This window comes from Hymenobacter sp. BT491, from assembly GCF_014349165.1.
In the GTDB taxonomy this organism is placed as follows: domain Bacteria; phylum Bacteroidota; class Bacteroidia; order Cytophagales; family Hymenobacteraceae; genus Hymenobacter; species Hymenobacter jejuensis.
The window spans coordinates 109,922-132,284 of sequence record NZ_JACSJJ010000001.1 but is presented as its reverse complement, the minus strand read 5'-3'; the positions used below and the strand labels follow the sequence as shown (position 1 = coordinate 132,284).

The following is a 22,363-nucleotide window of genomic DNA, read 5'->3' as shown; positions in this document are numbered from 1 at the left end:
AAAAGGCCCGCAGAATTTCAAGCCCTGCTATAATTACCCGATTCGCTGGGCTGAGTGGGCCGGCTTACGGCTCTTCCTCGACTTCTTCCGCGTCCAGGTCTTCTGGGGCGCTGGGCTTCTCCTCAAACGGCGGCGCTTGGCTAAGCCGACTGCCGCTTTCGCTTACCATGCCGATGTGCAAGAGCGCGTCGCCCTGATTGACGACCGGCATGTGGTTGATACCCACGATATACCCGGCCACCGGCGACTCCAGCCGCACCGCCATTTCGCCGTATGGGTCGGCCACGCTACCGTATACTTCGCCTTTTTCCAGGTACTGTCCCACCTGCACGTGGCTCCGAAAGAGGCCGGCAAAGCGGGCGCGTAGCCACGTGTGGCGCATGCACACCACGTTGGGCTGCGTGGCGGCGGGCGCGTCGGCCGCCATGCCGAGCGAGCGCAACACCCGAAACGTACCCGCAATGGCCAACTCGATGCCGTGCTCATCCAGCCGCAACGACTCGCCGGTTTCGTACACGATGATGGGTTTTTGCTGCTTGAAAGCGGCTTCGCGCAGGGAACCAGGCCGCAGAGAGGCGTTCAGCGTAAACGGCGCCGCGAACGCCTGCGCCATCGCATCGCTATCGGGGTAGCCGAGTTGGCAGCGCACCTGCGGGTAATTGCTACGGGCCGCGCCGCCCGTGTGAAAATCGATGCCGCAATCGACCAACGGCAGGATCTCGCGGGTAAACCGATGCGCTACCCTACTGGCCAACGACCCGCGCGGATTGCCCGGAAAGCTACGGTTAACATCCTTGCCATCAGGCACTTCCCGCGAGAAGTTCAGAAAGCCGTAAATATTGAGAATCGGGATGGCGATGATCGTGCCGCGCAGGGGGCGCAGCAAGTCGCGGCGAATCATGCGCCGAATGGTTTCGATGCCGTTTACTTCGTCGCCGTGCATGCCGGCCATGAGCAGCACCGTGGGGCCGGGCTGCGTGGAGCGAAACACGTGCACCGGCACATCGATGACGGTACCGGAAGGCAGCCGCGAGATCACCAGCCGCGTGAGTACCCGCTCGCCGGGCTTGATGGTCAGGCCGTTGAGATGGATGCTATCAGGAGGAGTGGAAGGTGCCAATATGCTACGCGGAAAGGTTAAATATAAGCAGTTAGCCTATCCACGCGGCATCCCGCGGCTTGCACGCTGCCGATTGCTGTGTATTCCCTTGCTACCAGATTAATTATAACTTCTTGATTTACAAGAAATTATACTTGAACAGTCATGGATTACGTCTCTCAAGCCTGCTCATACCGCCGGTACATCCGATTGGCTATCGGGCTGATGGGCAGGGTGCTTGGAAGCGATCTTGGCTTTGTGCTTCTTAGTCAGTTGTTCGGTGTACTCAATTATTTTGTCGGCGATGTCGAGGCCGGTGGCTTTCTCGATGCCTTCCAAACCGGGCGAAGAGTTAACTTCTAATACCAGCGGCCCGCGTTTGCTTTGCAGCATGTCAACCCCGGCAATACCCAAGCCTAACGCTTTGGTAGCCAGTAAGGCAGCGGCTTTTTCGGCTCGGCTTAGCTTGACGAGGTTGCCAGAGCCGCCCCGGTGCAAGTTCGAGCGAAACTCGCCTTCTTTGCCCTGCCGCTTCATCGCCCCTACTACTTGGCCATTGACCACAAAAGCCCGCAGATCAGCGCCTTTGCTTTCGGCGATGAACTCCTGCACGATGATGCGGGCCTTGAGGTTATGAAAAGCCTCGATCACGGACTGAGCCGCTTTTTCGGTTTCGGCCAGTACTACGCCCAAGCCTTGGGTGCCTTCGAGTAGCTTGATGATCACGGGGGCGCCGCCCACCTGCTTGATCATCTCGACTACTTCGTCGGAGTAGTTGGTGAAGGCCGTTTTGGGCATTCCAACGCCCGCCCGACTCAGGATTTGCATGGACCGGAGCTTGTCGCGCGAGCGCACGATGGCTTGGCTTTCGACGGCCGTGCGCACCTTCATCATCTCGAACTGGCGCACTACGGCACAGCCGTAGAACGTCACCGAAGCCCCAATGCGCGGAATAATGGCGTCGAAGCCTTTGAGGTGTTTGCCTTGGTATATAATGCCTGGTGAGCCTTTTTCGAGTACCAGATTGCAGTGTAAATGATCGATAACCACGGCTTCGTGGCCACGGCGCTCGGCCGCTTCCACTAAACGCATGGTAGAATATAGCTTCGGCTCACGCGATAGAATCGCCAGTTTCATCAGAAAATACTTGAGAGAGTGTAATAAAGAGAGCAGGAGCCGCTGTCGGATAGCCAGAATGCGTCAGGAACGAAGTTGTTTGCGCAGGGCCTCGGTTTTGTACGAGACGTGAAGCCGGGCTACATCCACCACAAAGCGCCCACGCCGCAACAAAGAGCGGCCCATGAGCACCGGGTATTTCATGTCGGATCGGTCGGAAAGCGAGAATTCAGTGTCAAAATCTTCCCCGAACAGCCGGATGATCGTCCGGATTACGTAGCGTTCCTGCACTTCGCCGTTGGAGCTTTTGATGTCGCGCAATAAAAAGCTATCAAACTCCATGAGGCGGCCGTCAAAGTTAGGGTGCGACGGATCAAGAAACTGCACCCGCAGTCGTTCGCGCCCGTCGGGCAGTTGCTCGACGTTGATGTTGGAACAGTGAATAGCGCCGGTATAAGCCCCGGTATCTACCTTAGCCTCAACCCCCCACAGCTGAAACTGTGGAAAGTCAACCAACTCCCGCCGCCCCACAACACGTTTAGCAACTCGCTTGTTTTTCATCGGACGGCAAGATAAACCACAGAGATTAATGAGGAGGTTAGGGCTAAAAAGCTCGCCCCCTCTCAACAAGGAAGCGAGCTTTCTAGCCTTTGTAGGAAATGCGGTAGATGGCGTCGTTCTGGTCGTCGGAGACCAATAGGGAGCCGTCGGCAAGTTGGAGCAGGCATACCGGACGGCCCCACGCTTGCTGGCCTTGTAGCCAGCCCTGCGCAAAGGTCTCGTAGCTGGTAGCCTGTTTGCCGGTGGCGTCGAGGCGCACAAGCGATATGCGGTAGCCGATCTTGCTGCTACGGTTCCAGGAGCCGTGTTCGGGAATGAAAATCTGGTTGCGGTACTGCGCCGGAAACTGCTTGCCCGTGTAGAATTTCATGCCCAGCGCCGCTACATGCGGGCCAAGCTTGCGCGCAGGCTTCGTGTACGTAGTTGCCGATTTGCCTTTCCCAAATTCCGGATCGGGAATGTCGCCGGCGAAAAAATAAGGAAACCCGAAGTGCAGCCCCGGCCCGCTGGCCCGGTTCAGTTCGTCGGCGGGTGCGTTGTCGCCGAGATTGTCGCGGCCATTGTCGGTAAACCAGAGGGCTTTATCCACCGGGCTCCAGTCGAAGCCAACGGTGTTGCGCACGCCGTTTGCAACTATCTCAAAACCAGTACCATCCGCGTTCATGCGGTTGATGGTACCGAAGATGGGCTCCTCGGGCAGACACGAGTTGCAGGGCGCGCCCACCGGCACATACAGCTTGCCATCGGGGCCGAAAGCAATGTAGCGGTAGCCGTGCCATTCCTTACTGGGTAGTTGGTTGTACACTACCGCCGACTTGGGCTTTTGCTTAAGATGCTGGGCAATGTTGTCGTAGCGCAGCACCCGATTGATTTCGGCCACGTACAGCGCGCCGTTGCGCACGGCTACGCCGTTGGGGGCATTCAGCCCGGTCGCAATGGTCACAACTTCGTCGGCGCGGCCGTCTTTGTTGCGGTCGGGCAGGGCGTATACTTTGTCGTTGCGCGTGCCTACATACACAGTGCCATCGGGGCCCACCGTGATTTCACGAGCCCCGGACACGTTCTGCGCGAAGTAGCTGATGGCGAAACCAGCGGGCAATTTGATCTTGCTCAAGTTGGCATCGGCCGCTGCCGAGGGCAGCTCAGTAGTGAAGCCAAAGACCAAGGGCGTCAGGAAAGCAAAGGCTAGGAGGCGGCGCATCATACTGCCTCAAACCCGCTGTCGAGCCGGAAGGTTGCGTGTACCTGCGCAAGAGAGGCATATAGATTCGCTCACCTCCAAGCCTTTGCTTTGTCTTAACGGCCTTTTCGCTCGCGCACCAGCCGCTCGTATTCTCGCTCCGATTGCCGACCGCCGAAGTCGCTGTACACGCGAATCCCGTTCATCAGCACGCCAAAGCCCCAAAATACGGTGGGCCATACTGGCCAGGGAATGTCGAAATGGCGCCCATGACCATGCCAATCGGAATAATCGTTGGTCAGAAACCAGATAACCCAGAGCACAGAATTTACGACCAGGTAGGTAAACAAATGAGACTTAAACCTGGCGCGGGCTTTGGCCATGCGCCACAGTTCGGGATCACGGTTGGCAGCTTCCATGAGAATGATTATTAGGGGTTTAGCAATAGATAAAAGTAGCGGAAGGCACTGCATTTCCCAATCTTACTATTCCCAAACCGCAACCTTTGCCGCTCAAGTGTTGAATACGCCAGAAGAAGCGTTCGCTCCAGCGACCAACCGACTTCTATGACTCGTCTTTTCCACTTCCTGACTCATGGCTTCTCTCCTCCCCGACTGGCGCGCCACTGCCCAACGCTTTGGCCGCATTCTGCTGCACCAAGGCGACATCACCCAGATTGATACCGCCGCGATTGTCAACGCCGCCAACTCCTCCCTGCTGGGCGGAGGCGGGGTCGATGGTGCCATTCACCGCGTTGGCGGCCCCGAGATTTTGGAAGAATGCAAGACAGTTCGTGCCTCCGCTTATCCCAACGGCTTGCCCACTGGCGAAGCCGTCATCACAACGGCCGGGCGGCTTCCCGCCGGTTTTGTCATTCATACCGTGGGGCCGGTCTGGAATGGCGGCCGCAAAGGCGAGCCAGAACTGCTGGCCAATTGCTATCGCAATAGCCTGCAACTCACCGCCGAGCACCGCTTAGACAGCGTTGCTTTTCCTGGCATCAGCACCGGCGTTTATGGCTATCCGAAGCCCGAAGCCACCGGCATCGCGGTTCGCGAAGTCCGGCTGTTCTTAGAGCAAAATGTTGATTTACAGACGATTGTATTTGTCACTTTCGACAGTGAAAGTTATCGCCTCTACGAGCGGGAGCTGAAGCGCTGAGTTTTTACCAGCGCACCTCTTCGGGGCGGCGGCGGAGGTAGGCCGCCACATCGTAGATCAGGCCGGCGTGGCCGGCGTCTAGCAATACGGTGTGCGCATTGGTCAGTGACCTGATGAATTCCTGCAAGCCGGCGTGCGGGATAACGCGGTCGTGTTTGCCCAGAAAAAAGGTAACCGGCGTCGGACGGCGGTTCAGGATGGCCGCGAGGTGTTTCAGATCGAACACCAATTTGCGAAACCCCACCCAGCTACGGTACACGCGCAAGCGCTTTTCCCGGCTATCGAGCTGCCATTGGGCAAAGCGCACCAGATTCGTATTGACGAGGCGCCGCTCCTGAAGCACATCCAAGAAGCGCAACAAGCGTTGTGGCCGCAACACGGCCCGCCCCAACACACCGCGCATCCACGGCGGATACGTCGCCAGCGAATACCAAAACTGCGTCCGGATGCCGTCTGGGGCAATCAGCCAGATCTGCTCTACGCGTTCCGGAAAGTACTCGGCGGCCGTAAGCGCATATTTGGCTCCCATGCTAAACGCCAGTAAGCCAAACGATTGCACGTCGTTCTCCTTGAGAAATTGGCCCAGCAGTTCGCTCAGGCGCTTTTTGGTAAGGGGCGCATCGGTTTTGGCCAGCTGGCTCTGGCCGTGGTAAAACAGATCGAAAGCGTACAACGTGACGTCAGAGCCCAAGATGGCGGCCATGCCGCGCCAGTGGCCTTCGCCCTGCCCGTAGCCATGAAAGGCCAATACGGCCCGCGGCCCAGTACCATAGCGTTGGTAATGCAGTCGGGTCCGGCCCGCTTCCACGAACATGCTGATATGGGTAAGGAGCGCAAATACTTATGGTGCCTCCTTATACGTGCGCCGTTTTCACGGCGCTATAAATGTTCAAATTACTATTATATAAGTATTTGATTGTCAAGCATTTATAACCTTGATACACCACCCGAAACAATAAACTTCATTACCTCGCTGCTGGGCAGCTCCAAGTAGGTTACGTTGTCTTTGGGCACCAGCACCAGCTCGCCGGAGAAGTTGTAGGAGTGCGGGAAATACACGGCCAGTAGGGCCTCTTGGTTGATGGCGGCCATGCTATCCTGCGTCACAAACCCCATTTTGTAGCAGTGGGCTTCTTCGTTGATGCGCACCAGCACAGGGCAGTTAAACTTCTGGTTGTCACCTACAAAGGCGTCAAATAGATCTTTCAGGCTGGAATAGATAATGCTGACCAGCGGCGTGCGGTGCAATAGCCGCTCGGTGATGATCAAGAAGGGCCGCACCATGAAGGATTTGGCCACGTAGCCGATGACCGTGATGGCCACAATGGCCAGCAGCAGCCCCAAGCCGGGAATGTCGTAGAAGTTAAACAGGTTGTTGAGCCACCGAATGCTCGCGTACAGGATGTATATCGTCAGGGCGATGGGCGCGACGATGAGGAAGCCGTTGAGGAAGTAGTTGAAATACTGGCGCATGAAACGAGAAAGCAAAAGAAAGCCCAGCCGATAACGGCCGGGCAAGTAACAAAAAGTAGGATTGCCAGACGCTTACGCGACTTCCAGCGCAACTTGCTCAATGTGATCGGCTACGCGCTGCATAAGCCACATAGGTGTGCTGGTAGCGCCGCAAATGCCCACCGACTGAGCCCCCAGGAACCATTCGGTTTGCAGTTCTTGCTCATTCTCAATGAAATAGCTGCGGGCATTCGTTTGGTTCACAACGCTGAACAACGCCTTGCCATTGGAGCTTTTACGTCCGCTCACAAAGATTACCACATCGTGCAGCTCGGCAAACTTGCGCAAGGCGGGCTCGCGGTTACTTACTTGGCGGCAAATGCTGTCGTTGGCGTCGAAGGAAGCTATCTCGCCCTTGGCCGCCGCGATGCGCTCCTCGATGAGTTGCTTCATGCGGTAGAAACCGGCGGTGCTTTTGGTCGTTTGGCTGAAGAGCGTAACGGGGCGCGTAAAATCAATCTGATCCAGATCGGAATCGGTCATCACGATGATGGCGCGGTTGCCGGTCTGGCCAGTCAGGCCGGTTACTTCAGCGTGGCCGGGCTGGCCATAAATGACAATTTGGCCATTTTGCCGGGTCGAGGTATCGTAGGCGTGCTTCACGCGGTTTTGCAACTTGAGCACCACCGGGCACGAGGCGTCGATTAGCTCCAAGTTGTTGCGCAGGGCCAGCTCGTAAGTTTCCGGCGGCTCGCCGTGGGCCCGAATCAGCACTTTGCAATCGTGCAGTTCGGCCAGTTGTTCGCGGTCGATGATGCGCAACCCTAGGCCGTGCAAGCGCTCTACCTCCATACGGTTGTGCACGATATCGCCGAGGCAATACAGGGTTTCTTCGTGCTCCAACTCATCCTCCGCCATCTGAATGGCAAATTCGACCCCAAAACAGTAGCCGGAATTTTTATCGATAGTGACGTTCATGGACTCTCTCAATAGACAAGACGTGCAGTTGGCAGCAACTTTCGCGCCCTAATTCTAGATAACAGTATTGCTGCCATTACGTTCGCCTTCTTCCTCATACGATGGCAAAGCCGTCGCAGGCGAGAAGAGAACGGCCGAAACGCGTTCCAGCACAAAATCGACCTGTTCGTCGATCGTAATGTGCGTGGTGTCCAGCAATACGGCATCCGCCGCGCGACGCAGCGGACTTTCGGCCCGCGTTGAGTCGATGTGGTCGCGCTTGCGTAGGTTCTCTACAATATCGTCTAGTTCTACCGATTCTCCATTCAGGGCCAGCTCTTCTTGTCGGCGGCGGGCGCGCGTCAGTACGTCGGCGGTCATAAACACCTTCACTTCGGCATCGGGAAACACGGTCGTGCCGATGTCGCGGCCGTCCATGACTACGCCGCGCTTGCGGCCCATGCGTTGCTGTTGGCGCACCAGCGCGTGGCGCACGGCCGGAATCACCGACACTTCGCTCACCGAATTGGAGATGCGCATCTGCCGGATTTCGTCTTCCCGAATTTCACCGTCGAGGCACAGCTCGTTGCGGCCCGTGCGGCGGTTGCGCTTAAACGAGATGTGAATGTCGTGTAGCGCCTGCTCAATGCGCGGCAGGTCGTCGAAGGCAATTTGCCGTTCGAGCAAATAAAGCGTCACTGCCCGGTACATGGCTCCCGTGTCGATGTAGGCATAGCCTAGTTCGGCGGCCACTGCTTTGGCCGTCGTGCTTTTTCCGCACGAGGAGTAGCCATCTATGGCAATGACGATTTGTTTCATGTTGCTACGATTCGTTGAGGCGGCAAGGGCACAGGTATCCAAGTGCGGCGCCGACGGGGCTCCTCCCCTCCAGCCACCCGCAATGGTATGGACGCATACAGGCCGGTAATTACATCCGACAGCTTGTACAGCCACTGCCGCTCCACGTACCAGAAGGGGTTAATGAAAGTGCCTGCCCCAAGCTGCACTCCCACCACTCCGGCCGTATCGCGGTTCCATTGGCCGCCAAAGCTACGGACGATACACTCACCCAAAAAACAGCCCAACGCATTAATTACGGCGGCTCGGTCAGCAGGGCTGGCGTTAACACGCTCTTTCTCAATAAATTCTGCTAATGCGCGCACAGCGGCTTCATCGAAGGCAGAAATATTTAAATTTTGTCGCACGGCCTCAGCGGCACTTCTTAGCTCTTCCACGGCACAAACGTCATCAGTACCCGTCGCGAGGCGGGCACAAAGTGAAACAATAGGGTGGCGGGTGGAATAGAAAGTTAAATAACCGGCGTGGTAAAATTCAAATTTTATCCGAAAGTTACTATTTAATCCAGTTTTTACGCTGTATAGGGCTACTCAAAAGGGCTGGAATTCCGGTAAAAAAGACCGCCACCGATTCTGACAAGCCACGGTTAAGTTGCTGGGACACACGGTAAAAGGGATTGAAAAAATGGGTTCCGTTGATGCCCACGCCCGTGCTTTTGTCGGGGCCGGTAGCCCATTCACCCTTATACGTTTCGACCATGCACTGGCCCAAGAAGCAACCCAAGGCATTAATGACTCCTTCACGCTCGGCGTCCTTGATGCTGGGCCGCTGGCTTTCAATGAATTGCGCCAAGTGTTGCACAGCCTGCGCATCATAGGCAGCAAGATTCAACTGCCGCCGCACGGCTTCGGCCGCGGCTTGTAGTTGCGCAAGAGGTGATGAATCGGGCATGTAGTAATGAAGAGGAAACGGACTGCTCTCCCAAATCAGGCGAATAAATTGCCTCAGGGAATTTAACTCTGTTACGCAGGCAAGCTCAGCCGTTTCACAAGTTATTTATTTACAAGAACTTAGCAATCGTGCGTGGGACAAGGCATACGATCGCCGGGCTTGTGGTGGCGCTGAAATGCGCGCGTTTTGCGCTCTTGCGTCGTGCGGCGGGCGCAACTCGTAGAAGCCATTGCGGTGCCCAAGAGCGCAGCAGCCAACAGCATCGTTACAATCTTATTCACGGCTATGGGTTTTCCCGCAAATATAAGGTTCTTTACCCGCCTGCTGTTCAGCAACACCCATTTTACACCGCTCGCTTCCTAGCTTATGCCTGCCAAATTTCACCTGCGCGCCAACTATATCGATCTGATTAACAGTACGATATCGCCAGCCGAGATTCACGTAGCGGATGGCCAGATCCGCAGCATCAAGCCTACTGGCGCAGCCACACCCGACCCGGCGCTGCCCTACGCGCTGCCCGGCTTCGTGGACGCGCACGTGCACGTGGAAAGCTCGCTGCTGGTGCCCGCCGAATTTGCCCGCTTGGCGGTCACGCACGGTACCGTTGCCACGGTTTCCGACCCGCACGAAATAGGCAATGTGCTGGGCGTGGCGGGTGTGGAATACATGCTGGAAAACGCGCAACATGTACCCTTCAAGTTCTGTTTTGGGGCGCCTTCCTGCGTACCCGCTACGCCTTTCGAAACGGCTGGGGCAGTTATCACGGCCGAGGATATCGAGCAGTTATTTCAGAACCCGGCCATCGGCTACTTGGCGGAGATGATGAACTGGCCCGGCGTGCTGCACCACGATCCGGATGTACGTCGCAAAATTGAGTTGGCTCAGCGCTACAACCGCCCTGTCGATGGCCACGCGCCCGGCCTGCGCGGCGACGAGGCGCGCCGCTACGCCGCAGCCGGCATCACCACCGACCACGAATGTTTCACTGCCGACGAAGCCCTCGACAAACTGGCTTGCGGCATGCACATCCTTATTCGGGAAGGTTCGGCCGCGCGCAACTTCGATGCGTTAATTGATTTATTGCCAGAGCATTACGAACACATGATGTTCTGCTCCGACGACAAGCACCCCGATACGCTCGTGCTGGGCCACATCAACCAGTTGGTGCAACGCGCGGTGGCCCGCGGTCAGGATGTATTGAAGGTCCTGCGCGTAGCTTGCCTGAACCCGGTGCTGCATTACCGCCTGCCGGTGGGCCTGCTCCGCGAAGGCGACCCCGCCGACTTTATCGTGGTCGAGGACCTGAAGGAATTTCGGGTGCGCCAAACCTATCTCAATGGTGAGTTAGTGGCTGAAAATGGCACCACCTTGATTTCGGCAGTGCCCAGCAAAGTGGTCAATAACTTCGAGGCTGAACCCCTCACTGCTGCCGACTTCCAAGTGAAGGCACCGGCCGAAGTAGCCACCACCCGTGTGATACAATGCTTTGATGGTCAATTAATTACTAAAAGGCAAGACATCCTAGCCTCCATCATCGGAGGCCTGGTTGTGCCCAATGTTGCGCAGGATGTGCTCAAGCTCACCGTCGTCAATCGCTACGCGACGGCACCACCGGCGGTGGCCTTTATCACTGGGTTTGGGCTGAAATCCGGGGCGTTGGCTTCGAGTGTGGGCCACGATTCGCACAACATTACGGCCGTCGGCTGCGACGACGACAGCATTGCCCGCGCCGTAAACTTGGTTATTGAGGCCAAAGGCGGCCTAGCGGCCGTCGGGGCCGATGGCGAAGAGTTGCTGCTCCCCTTGCCCGTAGCCGGCCTGATGTCGAACCACGATGGCTATCAAGTAGCCAAGCTCTACGCAGCCGTCGATGCGCTGGCCAAAAAGCTGGGCAGCCCGTTGGAAGCGCCCTTTATGACGTTGTCCTTCATGGCGTTACTGGTAATTCCGAGTCTGAAACTCAGCGACAAAGGCCTCTTCGACGGCGAAGCGTTTCAGTTTGTAGATGCTGTTGTATAGACAACTATCATCATTCACAACTAATTATCAATCAATTACTTGTGAATAACACTAAAATCTTTTAAACCCCGAATTATACGAATACAAAAGGCCGCTACTCTGAAGAGTAGCGGCCTTTTGTATCGACGGTTACCGTATTAGTTTTCGTTGAAGCGCTTCTTTAGCAGCTTTTGCATCTTCTCTTCCGTGAGCGGCTTGGCCAGGTACTCCACGCCTTCGTGCTGGGCTACGCGAATGGTATCCGCGGAGTGCATGGACGTTGTGAGCACAGCCAAAACCGTTTTCTGCTTTACATCCTGCGGGAGAGCGCTGTAGAGCTTCAGAAATTCGAAGCCATCCATGCCCGGCATCTTCAGATCGACGAATACCAGTTCCGGGACGTCCGTCGCTACGGTATGGGATTGGTCGCGGCCGGCACCCCACAAAAAATCGAATGCCTGCTCAGCCTGAGAAAAGGTCAGCACTTGATCGGCGACGCCCAAACGGCTCAGAAGACGATTGTTCAGGAAGCTGGTGGTTTCGTTATCATCCACCAACACCACGTTGCGGAGCTTTCTGGTCATTGTTATAAAGCTGTAAGTGAGGACGTCGTGCCGGTTAACAGAGGCTATAACCAGCCCTGCTCGCGCATCCAGTCGTCGTTGTAGATTTTGCCGAGGTAGCGAGTGCCGTGGTCGGGCAGCACAACCACCAATATATCGTCTTCTTTCAGATGCTCTTTGGCGTATTCCAGCGCCCCGTGCACCGCCGAACCACACGACCAGCCCACAAAAAGACCTTCCTCCTTGGCCAATCGCCGAGTCATGACGGCGGCGTCCTGGTCGCTAACTTTTAGGAACATGTCGATCAGGTCAAAGTTAACATTCTGAGGCAGAATATCTTCCCCGATTCCTTCGGTTTTATAGGGGTAAATCTCCGTTTCGTCGAAAATTCCCGTCTCTTTATACTTCTTGAAGACCGAACCATAGGTGTCGAGGCCCAGCGCAAACACGTTCGGGTTTTGCTCCTTTAGGTATTGGCTGATGCCGCAAATGGTGCCGCCCGTACCCACGCCGCAGGCAAGGTGCGTCACTTTGCCGTCGGTTTGCGTCCAGATTTCGGGGCCGGTGCTTTCGTAGTTGGCCGCCGTGTTGGAGAGGTTGTCGTACTGGTTGGGGTAGAACGAGTTCGGGATCTCAGCGTTCAGCTTGCGGGCCACCGAATAATACGAGCGCGGATCGGTAGGCGCCACGTCGGTGGGGCACACAATCACTTGAGCACCAACGGCTTTCAGAATATCCTGCTTTTCCTTGCCCTGCTTGTCGCTCATCGTGAAGATGCACTTATAGCCTTTGGCAATGGCAGCCAGCGCAAGGCCCATGCCGGTGTTGCCGCTGGTGCCTTCGATGATGGTGCCACCGGGCTTGATGAGACCTGCTTTTTCGGCGTCTTCGATCATCTTGAAGGCCATACGGTCCTTTACCGAATTGCCGGGATTAAAGTATTCGACCTTGGCCAGCACAGTGCCCCGAATGCCTTCGGTTACCTTGTTGAGCTTAACGAGCGGCGTGTTGCCAATGGCTTCGACTATGTGATTCAGATACATAGAGTTGGGTGGGCGGTTTGTAAGAGAGGACCGCAAAGGTACGAATTTACCTTTGGAGCACCCTCGAACCCGGCAAATTCGGGTCTTGCCGCGGGCCCAAAAAAGGCTACTTTTGTGGGTCGGCAGCCCAGCGAGGCCGTCGCACTTCCCACCTCAAACCGAATTATCCTCTAACCCCTCTCCTATGAGTGTTCTGGTCAACAAGGATTCCAAAGTGATTGTGCAGGGCTTCACCGGCTCCGAAGGCTCGTTTCACGCCCAGCAAATGATTGAGTACGGCACCAACGTAGTGGGTGGCGTGACGCCCGGCAAAGGCGGCACCCGGCACCTCGATCGCCCCGTGTTTAACACTGTGGCTGAGGCGGTAGAGCAAGCCGGCGCCAACACGAGCATCATCTTCGTGCCCCCGGCTTTTGCGGCCGACGCCATCATGGAAGCGGCCGACGCCGGCATCAAAGTCATTGTCACCATCACGGAAGGTATCCCGACCAAGGATATGATTGCGGTGAAGGAATACCTGAAAGGCCGCGACGGCTTGCGCATGATCGGGCCAAACTGCCCCGGCGTAATGACCGCTGGCGAATGCAAAGTAGGCATCATGCCCGGCTTCATCTTCCAGAAAGGCCGCGTTGGAATCGTCTCTAAATCAGGCACTTTGACCTACGAAGCAGTTGACCAGCTCACCAAAGCCGGCTTGGGCCAGACTACGGCTATCGGCATCGGCGGCGACCCAATCATTGGCACGACCACCAAAGAAGCCGTGGAACTGCTCATGAACGACCCCGAAACCGAGGGCATCGTGATGATCGGTGAGATCGGCGGCGGCATGGAAGCCGAAGCAGCTCGCTGGATCAAAGAAACCGGCAACAAGAAGCCGGTTGTGGGCTTCATCGCGGGCCAGACGGCGCCTCCCGGCCGCCGCATGGGGCACGCTGGTGCTATCGTCGGCGGCGCCGATGATACTGCTGCTGCCAAAATGGCCATCATGCGCGAGTGCGGCATCCACGTAGTGGATTCGCCGGCCGAAATCGGCGATACAATGCTGCGCGTGCTGCAAGGCGACAAAGTAGAAGCGTAAGCTTTTTGCTTTTCTAAATACGAAAAAGCCCCGGCTCACGTCGGGGCTTTTTTGTTGTTAAATGAGTGCAGTGATAAGAGAGCTAGCACAGTTGGGGCGCCTTGCAGACGCCCGCCGTTGTTAACAATGTCGGCAAATGAGGCTCGTTCCGTTCAACGAAGGGTGCGTGCAATGCGACCTTACAGCGCCAAAATTGCTACGCTTTACCGCTTCCCTTCCTGTCCGCCTAAGTTCACCACGATTCCTAATTGGAACACTGAGTTAGCCGCTTTCAGATATTTTCGGTGCCGCAGGCCGAAGTTACTGCCGCTGATTAATTGTAGTTGCACCGGCCCGAGCACTTGCACCCGAGTGTAGGTAATGGGCTCCAGGAAAATATTATCCTCCGGCTCATGATAGGCGTTATTTATCTTAACATCAGTTAGTTGCATGTAGCTCAGGCGCAGTGCGGTACCGTAACTGACGGGCCAGTCGCGGTCGAAAAAGTGCCAGGTCGTACTTTCTTTCGAGCTGTAGTTGGCTTGCAGGAAGTACTTGATCAGGTTGCCCTGCACGCTCAAGTTTACATCACCGGCACGGCTGTCGCGCTCCACGCGCTTGGATTTGCCAAAACCATAGCCGCCGTAAAATTCCAGCACGCGCCGGTCGCGGATGCGCGTGAAATAGCCGGCGCCGAATTCGCCGAAATCAAAGTCTTCGGCTTTTTTGCGCTTGTTGGAATGCAGGAAAGAGGCGTCGCCTATCACGCCGATGTGTTCGCCTACGGCATACGCGCCCTGCAACGAGGTATTGCTACTCCAATCGGTGTGAATGCCGCCGCTAAACTCGCCCTTTTGGGTAAACAACGGCACCTGCGGCGGCGGCGGAAAATACAGAGACGAGCAGCTGGCGAGCCAAGGCAGCAGAAACAGCGAAAGGTAGCGGAGGCGAAAAATCATGCTTGAACGGCGGGCGAAGGATGAGGGCAAAACGATAAGATCGAATTTTCGTTGTGTGGCCACCGCACGCAGTCGGCCGTATAGCAAACATATTTCTCTAATGCTCAGCTTCCAATGCCTATTTCCTGCGACGTACTTATCATTGGTTCCGGGCAAGCCGGCAACCCCCTGGCCACTGCTTTTGCCGACGCCGGGCGGCGCGTGGTACTCGTGGAAGAAAACCTGCTGGGTGGCTCCTGCATCAACTACGGCTGCACGCCTACCAAAACCATGCTGGCTTCGGCCGAACGCGCCCACCACATCCGCACGGCCGCTGACTTTGGGATACAAGCCGGAGAAGCACAGGTGAATATGGCGGCCATTGTGGCACGTAAAGATGCCGTTATTCAGGAGATGCGCGACGGCATCCGGAAAAACCTGGAGCAGCAGCACAAAGGCATCACGGTGCTAAACGGGCACGCGGCCTTTACCGAGCCCCATGTCGTGCGCGTAGCCTTGGCTGGCGGCAAAGAGCAAACTGTTACGGCTCCACTAATTTTTATCAATACCGGCACCCGCCCCAACATCCCGGAAATCGATGGCCTGTCGAAAGATATCTATTTGACCACCAATGACATACTAAATATCAAGGAAGTACCTGAGCATCTGATCATTCTGGGAGGTGGCTACATTGGGTTGGAGTTCAGCCAGATGTTTCGGCGCTTCGGCAGCCGCGTGACCGTGGTAGAATCGGGGGCAGAGTTGCTGGAGCACGAAGACGACGACGTATGCCGCAGCATGCAGGAACTGATAGAAGCAGAAGGCGTGGAATTTGTGCTCAACGCTCGGGCGCATCGGGTTTCGCGCAACGACGAAGGCGCGATTACCGTGTCGGTGCATACGCGCGCCGGCGAGCGGCGCCTGCGGGGTACGCACCTGCTCGTAGCCACCGGCCGGCGCCCCAACACAGATGCGATTGACTTAGAGAAAGTCGGAATCAAGACGGATGAGCAAGGCTACATTCAGGTAAACAGTCGGCTCGAAACGAGTGTGCGCGGCGTGTACGCCCTGGGCGATGTGCACGGCGGACCGCAGTTTACCCACATCAGCTACGACGATTTCCGCGTCATCCGCGACAATCTGTTGCTGGGCAAACGCCGCTCAGCCAAGCAAAGACCGCTGCCCTACGTCGTGTTTACCGAGCCGCAGTTGGGTCGCATTGGCCTATCCGAATCGCAGGCGCAGGAAAAGAAAATCCCGTATCGGGTAGCGACGATGCCGGTGCAGTACATCGGCCGCGCCCGCCAGACCGGCCAAACCGCCGGCTTTTTTAAAGTACTGGTAGACAACAAAGACCAGATCATAGGTGCGGCGATTCTGTGTGAGCAGGGCGGCGAAATCATGTCGATGTTACAGCTCGCAATGGCCGGCAAACTGCCTTATACCACGCTTCAGGACACCGTATTTGCCCACCCAACCTGGGCAGAGGCGCTGAACAACATGTTTGCGAAGCTGGAAAAGCCAAAATAGATGATAATAGACGCTCCTCCTGTTTTGCAACAAAACTATCGCTGGTAAAAGCATTAGTATCTGTTGTCAACTAATTGTATTTCAATAATTTACACAACTCTATTTATCCTTGCTATGCTTAGGCAAGCGGTGCGGATAAAAGACCAAGCCGACGCTCGTGTACCAGCTACTGTCTTTTATGTCCCGAACGTAGCGGGTGTCGGCATACCCTTTGGCGTTTGAGTAGTTGGGCACCAACGACAAGCCCGTAGCCACTTGCAGCTGCAAATACGACGAACCCACCCGGCCGATAAAACTCGGCTCGCTGCGTAGCATGTGCCGCATGCCGAAAGGTTGCCCGTTGTAAGTAAGCGACTCGAACGTGACGTTAGTCAGGCGATAAGCCAGCCCCAATAGTACGTGGTCAGTTTCCCAGCTAAAAGCCAGTTGGCCGAAAGCTTTGTGATAGCGGCTGCGGTATTCAGTAAGCGAAGGATCAGGTTGGGAAAGGATGCCGGTTTTCGCGGAATCCCCGCGCGCTTTTCGCGCGCCCGTAACCGCCCAAAGCGCTTATCAGGAAATGCCTGCCAATGGGGTGATACCCGCCCGCTGCAACTTCAAACTGCCGGTTGCGGAAGTAAGTGGTATCGCGTGAATCAGATTTGGAATAGCTAGTAGCTAGCACCGTGGCATAGCGAAGCGGCGAGTAGGCTACCGAACCTCCTACTTGGCCATTCAGATGCACCAAGGCAACGACTTCGGCTTGGCCTCGGGCAGTTAACTGCGGCACCGTAGGCTGCACGGGCGCATACACAGAGCAGCTTGTCAGCAACGCACTCAGAAGCAGGAACTGTAATAAGCTCGGCAAATCTATTTTCATAAATAATTATCAATCAAATACTTACCAATAAAGCACTTACACAAAAAAGCGGCCGTAGCTCTTAGCTACGGCCGCTTCAAAACGTGGCATGGGGTTGTCAGTTACTTGGCATAGGCCACTGCCCGCATCTCCCGGATCACGGTAATCTTGATTTGGCCAGGATACTGCATTTCCTTCTCGATTTTCTGCGAGATCTCGTAGCTCAATTCCTGGGCGCGCTCGTCGGTCACGTTTTCGGCGTTCACCATTACGCGCAACTCACGGCCAGCCTGGATGGCATAGCATTGCAGCACCCCGTCAAACGACACAGCCGTTTCTTCGAGCTGCTTGAGGCGTTTGATGTAGCTTTCCATCATCTCGCGGCGGGCGCCGGGGCGCGAGCCTGAGATGGCGTCGCAGGCCTGAACCAGCGGCGAAATCATGGCCGTCATCTCGATTTCGTCGTGGTGAGCGCCAATAGCGTTCACTACGTCGGGATGCTCTTTGTACTTCTTGGCCATCTCCATGCCCAGAATGGCGTGGGGAAGCTCAGGCTCTTCGGTGCTTACTTTGCCGATATCATGCAGTAAGCCAGCACGTTTGGCATGCTTCACGTTCAGGCCCAGCTCAGCGGCCATCGTGGCGCAGAGGTTGGCGACTTCGCGCGAGTGTTGCAGCAAGTTTTGGCCATACGACGAGCGAAAACGCATCCGGCCCACCATCTTGATCAGCTCCGGATGCAGGCCGTGAATACCCAGGTCGATGATGGTGCGCTCGCCGATTTCGACAATTTCCTCGTCGATATTCTTGCGCGTTTTGGCCACGATTTCCTCAATGCGAGCCGGGTGAATACGGCCGTCTTTCACCAGCAAGTGCAACGACAGGCGCGCTACCTCACGGCGCACGGGGTCGAAGCCGGAGATGATGATGGCCTCGGGCGTGTCGTCGACAATAATCTCGACGCCGGTGGCGGCTTCCAGCGCCCGAATGTTACGGCCTTCCCGACCGATGATTTTGCCCTTCACATCGTCGGATTCGATGTTGAAGATCGACACGCAGTTTTCGATGGCGTGTTCGGCGGCGGTGCGCTGAATGGTTTCCAGCACTACCTTTTTGGCGTCTTTCGTAGCCGACAGCTTGGCCTGCGCTACTACATCCTTGATGTAACTGCTGGCCTGAATCTGGGCTTCGTTTTTCAACGATTCTACCAATTGCTCGCGGGCTTCGGCAGCCGTCAGGCCCGAGATGACTTCGAGTTGTTGCTGAATCGCGTGGCGTTTCTCGTCCAAGTCAGCTTCTTTTTGCTGAAGCTTAGCGATTTGGGTTTCGTGCGTCAGACGGCGTTTTTCTTCCTGGGCTTCGAATTTTTCGCGTTGCTGCTGCGACTCATTTTGCAGCTTTTCGCGGGTCGTTTCCAGTTCCTGCTCTTTGCGTTGCAGCTGCTCGAGTTGGCGTTGGGTAGTCTGGGTCAGTTGCTTGATGCTCTGCTCCTGCTCTACTACGGCGGCACGGCGCTCGGTGAGTTCCTGATCGAGGGCCTGCTTTTGGCGGCGGCTTTCCTGCTCAAATTCGTTTTTGAGACCGCGGAACTTGTCTTTCGACTGCTGAATCCGCTCGTCGCGGATGCGGTTGGCCTTTTCTTCGGCTTCCTGCAGCACTTGCTGCGCGCGGGAGCGAGCTTCGGCTTCGTGATCCTGCCTAGCCTTTCCGGCCAGCAGGCGCCCCACCACAATGCCGACCACAAGGGCAAGCACAGCGGCCAGGACGATATAAATAGTGTCAGACATTAGCTATGGTTTTTAAGGGAGGTGGGATTTAAAAACCATAACAACGGAAGGCTGCCGAACGGCGTCCGAATGGCGGAGCCGATTGCTCCCCCAGGGCCGGGCGTGAAACCGCACCAGTGCTCTACCCGAGCACTAGCGACGAGAGCAGCTGGTCTAAGCGCGTAAGGCGCTCAGTCAGAGCTGCATCGGTGCCATCCTTTTCCTTGCTGACCTTCAGGCGGTCAGCCATTGTGGATAAGGCAATCATGGCCAGCAAATCTTGCTTGTCTTGAATGCCGTACTGTTCGCGAAATTCCTTGACCCGTTCGTTGAGCAAGCGGCCTGCCATGCGCAGGCGCTCTTCGTCCGTGGGAGATACCCGCATCGGGTAATCCCGGTCGGCGACTCGGATTTTAATAGATAATTCGCTCATCAGTAGTGGATTGGAGGTTTGATGGTTGTTACTCCCTCAAATAGGCAAGGCACTTATCAATCTCTCGTATATATTCGTTGATGCGCAGTTTCAGCTCGTTTGCGTTGGCAGGTTCCCCTGCTATGGTATTGACAAGTTTAGCAATATTCTCCTGATTCTGGAAATCCTTCAACTGCCGCTCCCGGTCGCGGACGTCGGCGCGCAGTTGCTCAATGGTGGTGTGGGCATCGCTCAGTTCTTCGCGCAACTGCTGATAAGCAGCCACTAACGTGGTCACCTGCCGCTCTAAGCGGTCGAGTTGGGCAAGTTGCTGAGAAGAAGCCATGCAGATTGTTTTTTGTAGAAGAACGACCAGCGGCGCGTTCGTCGGATGGACCGGTTGAGCAAGTTGGCAGGTTTTCGCCTGTTCCCCAAACCCGATGCAAACGCCGAACGCGCTGTAGTTCGTACTTACCGCCGAATTACGGCCCCCGCCTGTTTCTCAAACTGCCCAATCAATCGCTGCATGGCGGCATCAATCGCTTGGTCGGTCAAGGTCTGGGTAGGGTCTTGAAGGATGAAGCTCACGGAATAAGACTTTTTGCCTTCTCCAAGATTATCGCCTTCGTATACGTCAAATACAGTAACAGTTTGCAACAGTTTCCGTTCGGCGCGCACGGCAATTTGCCGCAGTTGCTCAAAGGTCACGCTCCGATCCACGACCAGCGACAGGTCGCGCCGCACCTCCGGAAACTTGGGCAGCTCACGCGCCGCAAGCGCGTTCTTGTACTTGCGCACCAGCCAATCCCAATCCAGCTCGGCGTACCACACGGGCTGGCTCACATCCAAGCGCTTCAGTACGCCGGCAGCCACCGCACCCAGTTGCGCAACCACCTGATTGTGAGCTAATAACGCAAGACCACCCGCTAGGTACGGATGCTGTACCGGCTGGGGCGCCGGCGCCGGATGCCCAAGCGCGGCCAGTACCTGTTGCACAGCCGCAGCCAAGTCGTGGAAGTTGCTCTTTTCAGACTTGTGCTGCCAGGTTTCGGCGGTCGCGTTGCCCGTCAGGAAAATAGCCAACTTATTCTTTTCCTGATACTTACCATCAGCATCGCGCTGATACGTTTTGCCGAATTCGTAGAGCTTGAGGTCGCGCTGGCGACGGTTGATGTTGTGCCGCAGAATCTCGAGGCCCGAATGCAGCACCGATGGGCGCAGCACGTTCAGGTCGGCGCTGTTGTAGTTGAGTACGCGCACCAACTCGTCGGCGGGCTGGCCTTCCTTCTCGAAGTATTGCGAGTTAGTAAGGGAGTTGGTGATGATTTCCGAATACCCCTGCCCGCTGAGCAGCCGCGCAATGTTTTGGCGCAGCACTTCAGGGTCCGGATTCGGGAACTTGGCCAGAAAGGAAGCTGAGTTGTGCGGCCGTAAGGCTACGTGGTTGTAGCCGTAAATGCGCAGAATCTCTTCGATGATGTCGGCTTCGCGGGTCACATCTACCTTGTGCGGCGGCACGGCCAAAATCCACTCGTGGCCGTCCTCGCTTTCTTCCGAAATCAGAATATCCAGGTCGGTGAGAATCTGGCGGATTCGCTCCGGCGCAATGTACTGTCCCACAAGCATTTCCACGCGTGGCAACCGCAGCCGCACCAGCGTATGCGCGATGGGCGTTGGGTACACATCCACGATGGGCGCGGCAATCGTGGCACCTGCAATCTCTTGCAGCAGCAACGCTGCCCGTTTCAGGGCAATGGGCACCATGTGCGGATCGGTGCCGCGCTCGAAGCGGAACGAGGCATCGGTTTTGAGTTGGTGCGTTTGGGCCGTGCGGCGCACCGCGGCGGGCGCGAAGTAGGCGCTTTCCAGAAAAACGCGGGTAGTAGCGTCGGATACGCCCGAGGTTTTGCCCCCGAACACGCCCGCCAAGGCCAGCGGCTCACCGGCGGCCCCAGCAATCACGAGGTCGGCGGCGCGCAAGGTGCGTTCGGCCCCGTCGAGCGTCACAAACTTTTCGCCTTCGGTGGCGCGTTTCACTACAATTTTGCCACCTGGAATTTGGTCGGCGTCGAAGGCGTGCAGCGGCTGGCCCAGTTCGTGCAGCACGAAGTTGGTTACATCCACCACGTTATTAATCGGCGACAAGCCAATGCTGCGCAGCCGGCGTTGCAACCATTCTGGCGAAGGGCCAATCTTCACATTATCAAGCAGTAAGCCTGCATAACGCTGCGAGCCGGTTTCGTCCTGAATCTCTACCCGTATGTTGCGCTTGGCCGTAGCCGGGGCATGAAAGTGACCGATTTCCGGCAAGTGGCAGGGCTGCCGCAACAAAGCCCGAAGCTCACGGGCCACGCCGAAATGCGAAGCGGCGTCGGCGCGGTTGGGCGTCAGGCCGATTTCGAACACCGAATCCGAACCCAGCCCGAAATACTCCGCTGCCGGCGTACCATTGGGCAACGGCGTGTCGAGGACCATGATGCCGGCGTGCGACGTACCCAAGCCAATCTCGTCTTCGGCGCAGATCATGCCTTCCGAAGCGGCCCCGCGAATCTTGGACTTCTTGATTTTAAACGGCTCACCCTGAGAAGGATACAAAGTGGCGCCATCCAAGGCCACAACTACCTTTTGTCCAGCAGTGACGTTTGGGGCACCGCACACGATTTGGCGGGGCGTACCGTCGCCTACGTCAACGGTAGTAAGGCTGAGCTTGTCGGCGTCGGGGTGTTTCTGGCAGGTAAGCACTTCGCCGATCACGACGCCGCGCAAGCCGCCTGGAATGCTTTCCAGCTCCTCAATTCCTTCTACCTCTAGCCCGGAGCCGGTGAGCAACGCCCCGATTTCGGCAGCAGATTTGTCGGTGGGAATGAGTGTGCGGAGCCAGTCGAGAGAGATTTTCATCTAGTTGGTAGTTGTCTGGGGCCGGTTGCAGGCCAATAGCGACGA

The 22,363-nt window shown here is 56.5% G+C and carries 24 protein-coding genes and 1 pseudogene; 4 read left to right on the top strand and 21 right to left on the bottom strand.

Annotated elements, in window-relative coordinates; all coding sequences use genetic code 11:
* Nucleotides 1–64: 64 nt before the first annotated feature.
* From H9I52_RS00610 to H9I52_RS00590, 5 genes are all read right to left on the bottom strand, one after another.
* Nucleotides 65–1,120: a succinylglutamate desuccinylase/aspartoacylase family protein gene (locus H9I52_RS00610; RefSeq protein WP_139514652.1), complete on the bottom strand. Its 1,056-nt coding sequence runs from the start codon at nucleotides 1,118–1,120 to the stop codon at nucleotides 65–67.
* Between the two features lie 168 nt (nucleotides 1,121–1,288).
* Nucleotides 1,289–2,236 carry a 30S ribosomal protein S6--L-glutamate ligase gene (gene rimK / locus H9I52_RS00605; protein WP_187452228.1) on the bottom strand — a complete coding sequence of 316 codons (948 nt, stop codon included), beginning with the start codon at nucleotides 2,234–2,236 and terminating at the stop codon, nucleotides 1,289–1,291.
* A gap of 63 nt (nucleotides 2,237–2,299) precedes the next feature.
* Nucleotides 2,300–2,776 (bottom strand): ATP-dependent zinc protease, encoded by a 477-nt coding sequence (locus tag H9I52_RS00600; RefSeq protein ID WP_187452227.1) that lies wholly within the window; start codon nucleotides 2,774–2,776, stop codon nucleotides 2,300–2,302.
* An 82-nt stretch (nucleotides 2,777–2,858) separates the two neighbouring features.
* Nucleotides 2,859–3,980, bottom strand: coding sequence for a PQQ-dependent sugar dehydrogenase (locus H9I52_RS00595; RefSeq protein ID WP_222940384.1), 1,122 nt, complete (start codon nucleotides 3,978–3,980; stop codon nucleotides 2,859–2,861).
* Between the two features lie 92 nt (nucleotides 3,981–4,072).
* Complete coding sequence (locus H9I52_RS00590; protein ID WP_165699305.1) at nucleotides 4,073–4,375, bottom strand: 2TM domain-containing protein; 303 nt, start codon at nucleotides 4,373–4,375, stop codon at nucleotides 4,073–4,075.
* A 175-nt stretch (nucleotides 4,376–4,550) separates the two neighbouring features.
* Here H9I52_RS00590 and H9I52_RS00585 point away from each other — a divergent pair, with 175 nt between their 5' ends.
* Nucleotides 4,551–5,117 (top strand): O-acetyl-ADP-ribose deacetylase, encoded by a 567-nt coding sequence (locus tag H9I52_RS00585; protein ID WP_187452226.1) that lies wholly within the window; start codon nucleotides 4,551–4,553, stop codon nucleotides 5,115–5,117.
* Between the two features lie 4 nt (nucleotides 5,118–5,121).
* Here H9I52_RS00585 and H9I52_RS00580 read toward each other — a convergent pair whose 3' ends face one another.
* From H9I52_RS00580 to H9I52_RS00550, 7 genes are all read right to left on the bottom strand, one after another.
* On the bottom strand, nucleotides 5,122–5,931 hold the full coding sequence (locus H9I52_RS00580) for an alpha/beta fold hydrolase (protein WP_187452225.1): 810 nt from the start codon (nucleotides 5,929–5,931) through the stop codon (nucleotides 5,122–5,124).
* Nucleotides 5,932–6,044: 113 nt separating this feature from the next.
* Nucleotides 6,045–6,590 carry a DUF502 domain-containing protein gene (locus H9I52_RS00575; protein WP_139514658.1) on the bottom strand — a complete coding sequence of 182 codons (546 nt, stop codon included), beginning with the start codon at nucleotides 6,588–6,590 and terminating at the stop codon, nucleotides 6,045–6,047.
* 72 nt (nucleotides 6,591–6,662) lie between these two features.
* Nucleotides 6,663–7,547, bottom strand: a complete 885-nt coding sequence (locus H9I52_RS00570) for a 4-hydroxy-3-methylbut-2-enyl diphosphate reductase (RefSeq protein ID WP_187452224.1) — start codon at nucleotides 7,545–7,547, stop codon at nucleotides 6,663–6,665.
* Nucleotides 7,548–7,601: 54 nt separating this feature from the next.
* A complete protein-coding gene (gene cmk, locus H9I52_RS00565) occupies nucleotides 7,602–8,345 on the bottom strand; it encodes a (d)CMP kinase (protein WP_139514660.1) in 744 nt (247 codons plus the stop codon).
* Complete coding sequence (locus H9I52_RS00560) at nucleotides 8,342–8,689, bottom strand: hypothetical protein (RefSeq protein ID WP_165699306.1); 348 nt, start codon at nucleotides 8,687–8,689, stop codon at nucleotides 8,342–8,344. Before H9I52_RS00560 ends, cmk begins: the two co-directional genes overlap by 4 nt.
* Nucleotides 8,690–8,879: 190 nt before the next feature.
* The gene (locus H9I52_RS00555) at nucleotides 8,880–9,275 is read right to left on the bottom strand and encodes a hypothetical protein (protein WP_187452223.1); all 396 of its coding nucleotides are present in this window, start codon (nucleotides 9,273–9,275) and stop codon (nucleotides 8,880–8,882) included.
* A 119-nt stretch (nucleotides 9,276–9,394) separates the two neighbouring features.
* On the bottom strand, nucleotides 9,395–9,556 hold the full coding sequence (locus tag H9I52_RS00550) for a hypothetical protein (protein ID WP_165699308.1): 162 nt from the start codon (nucleotides 9,554–9,556) through the stop codon (nucleotides 9,395–9,397).
* Nucleotides 9,557–9,641: 85 nt separating this feature from the next.
* Here H9I52_RS00550 and ade point away from each other — a divergent pair, with 85 nt between their 5' ends.
* A complete protein-coding gene (gene ade / locus H9I52_RS00545; RefSeq protein ID WP_187452222.1) occupies nucleotides 9,642–11,294 on the top strand; it encodes an adenine deaminase in 1,653 nt (550 codons plus the stop codon).
* Between the two features lie 137 nt (nucleotides 11,295–11,431).
* On the opposite strand, the gene H9I52_RS00540 is transcribed toward ade, so the two are convergent.
* Together H9I52_RS00540 and H9I52_RS00535 are read right to left on the bottom strand one after the other, a co-directional pair.
* Entirely contained in the window at nucleotides 11,432–11,857 is a 426-nt protein-coding gene (locus H9I52_RS00540) for a response regulator (RefSeq protein ID WP_139514664.1), read from the bottom strand.
* Nucleotides 11,858–11,904: 47 nt separating this feature from the next.
* A pseudogene (locus tag H9I52_RS00535) lies at nucleotides 11,905–12,879 on the bottom strand (PLP-dependent cysteine synthase family protein); the annotation flags it as partial.
* A gap of 184 nt (nucleotides 12,880–13,063) precedes the next feature.
* Here H9I52_RS00535 and sucD point away from each other — a divergent pair.
* Complete coding sequence (gene sucD / locus H9I52_RS00530) at nucleotides 13,064–13,957, top strand: succinate--CoA ligase subunit alpha (RefSeq protein WP_139514666.1); 894 nt, start codon at nucleotides 13,064–13,066, stop codon at nucleotides 13,955–13,957.
* A 203-nt stretch (nucleotides 13,958–14,160) separates the two neighbouring features.
* Here the strand turns inward: sucD and H9I52_RS00525 are convergent, their stop codons facing one another.
* On the bottom strand, nucleotides 14,161–14,895 hold the full coding sequence (locus H9I52_RS00525) for a hypothetical protein (protein ID WP_187452221.1): 735 nt from the start codon (nucleotides 14,893–14,895) through the stop codon (nucleotides 14,161–14,163).
* 114 nt (nucleotides 14,896–15,009) lie between these two features.
* Here H9I52_RS00525 and H9I52_RS00520 point away from each other — a divergent pair, with 114 nt between their 5' ends.
* Entirely contained in the window at nucleotides 15,010–16,404 is a 1,395-nt protein-coding gene (locus tag H9I52_RS00520) for a mercuric reductase (RefSeq protein WP_187452220.1), read from the top strand.
* A gap of 99 nt (nucleotides 16,405–16,503) precedes the next feature.
* On the opposite strand, the gene H9I52_RS00515 is transcribed toward H9I52_RS00520, so the two are convergent.
* The 6 genes from H9I52_RS00515 to pheT form a co-directional block, all read right to left on the bottom strand.
* Entirely contained in the window at nucleotides 16,504–16,797 is a 294-nt protein-coding gene (locus tag H9I52_RS00515) for a hypothetical protein (RefSeq protein WP_187452219.1), read from the bottom strand.
* A gap of 82 nt (nucleotides 16,798–16,879) precedes the next feature.
* The gene (locus tag H9I52_RS00510) at nucleotides 16,880–17,263 is read right to left on the bottom strand and encodes a hypothetical protein (RefSeq protein ID WP_187452218.1); all 384 of its coding nucleotides are present in this window, start codon (nucleotides 17,261–17,263) and stop codon (nucleotides 16,880–16,882) included.
* 101 nt (nucleotides 17,264–17,364) lie between these two features.
* Nucleotides 17,365–19,029 carry a ribonuclease Y gene (rny, locus tag H9I52_RS00505; RefSeq protein WP_139514670.1) on the bottom strand — a complete coding sequence of 555 codons (1,665 nt, stop codon included), beginning with the start codon at nucleotides 19,027–19,029 and terminating at the stop codon, nucleotides 17,365–17,367.
* A 121-nt stretch (nucleotides 19,030–19,150) separates the two neighbouring features.
* Nucleotides 19,151–19,441, bottom strand: a complete 291-nt coding sequence (locus H9I52_RS00500) for a cell division protein ZapA (protein ID WP_139514671.1) — start codon at nucleotides 19,439–19,441, stop codon at nucleotides 19,151–19,153.
* A 28-nt stretch (nucleotides 19,442–19,469) separates the two neighbouring features.
* Nucleotides 19,470–19,766 carry a hypothetical protein gene (locus H9I52_RS00495; protein ID WP_139514672.1) on the bottom strand — a complete coding sequence of 99 codons (297 nt, stop codon included), beginning with the start codon at nucleotides 19,764–19,766 and terminating at the stop codon, nucleotides 19,470–19,472.
* A 125-nt stretch (nucleotides 19,767–19,891) separates the two neighbouring features.
* Entirely contained in the window at nucleotides 19,892–22,318 is a 2,427-nt protein-coding gene (gene pheT, locus H9I52_RS00490) for a phenylalanine--tRNA ligase subunit beta (RefSeq protein ID WP_187452217.1), read from the bottom strand.
* Nucleotides 22,319–22,363 lie beyond the last annotated feature (45 nt).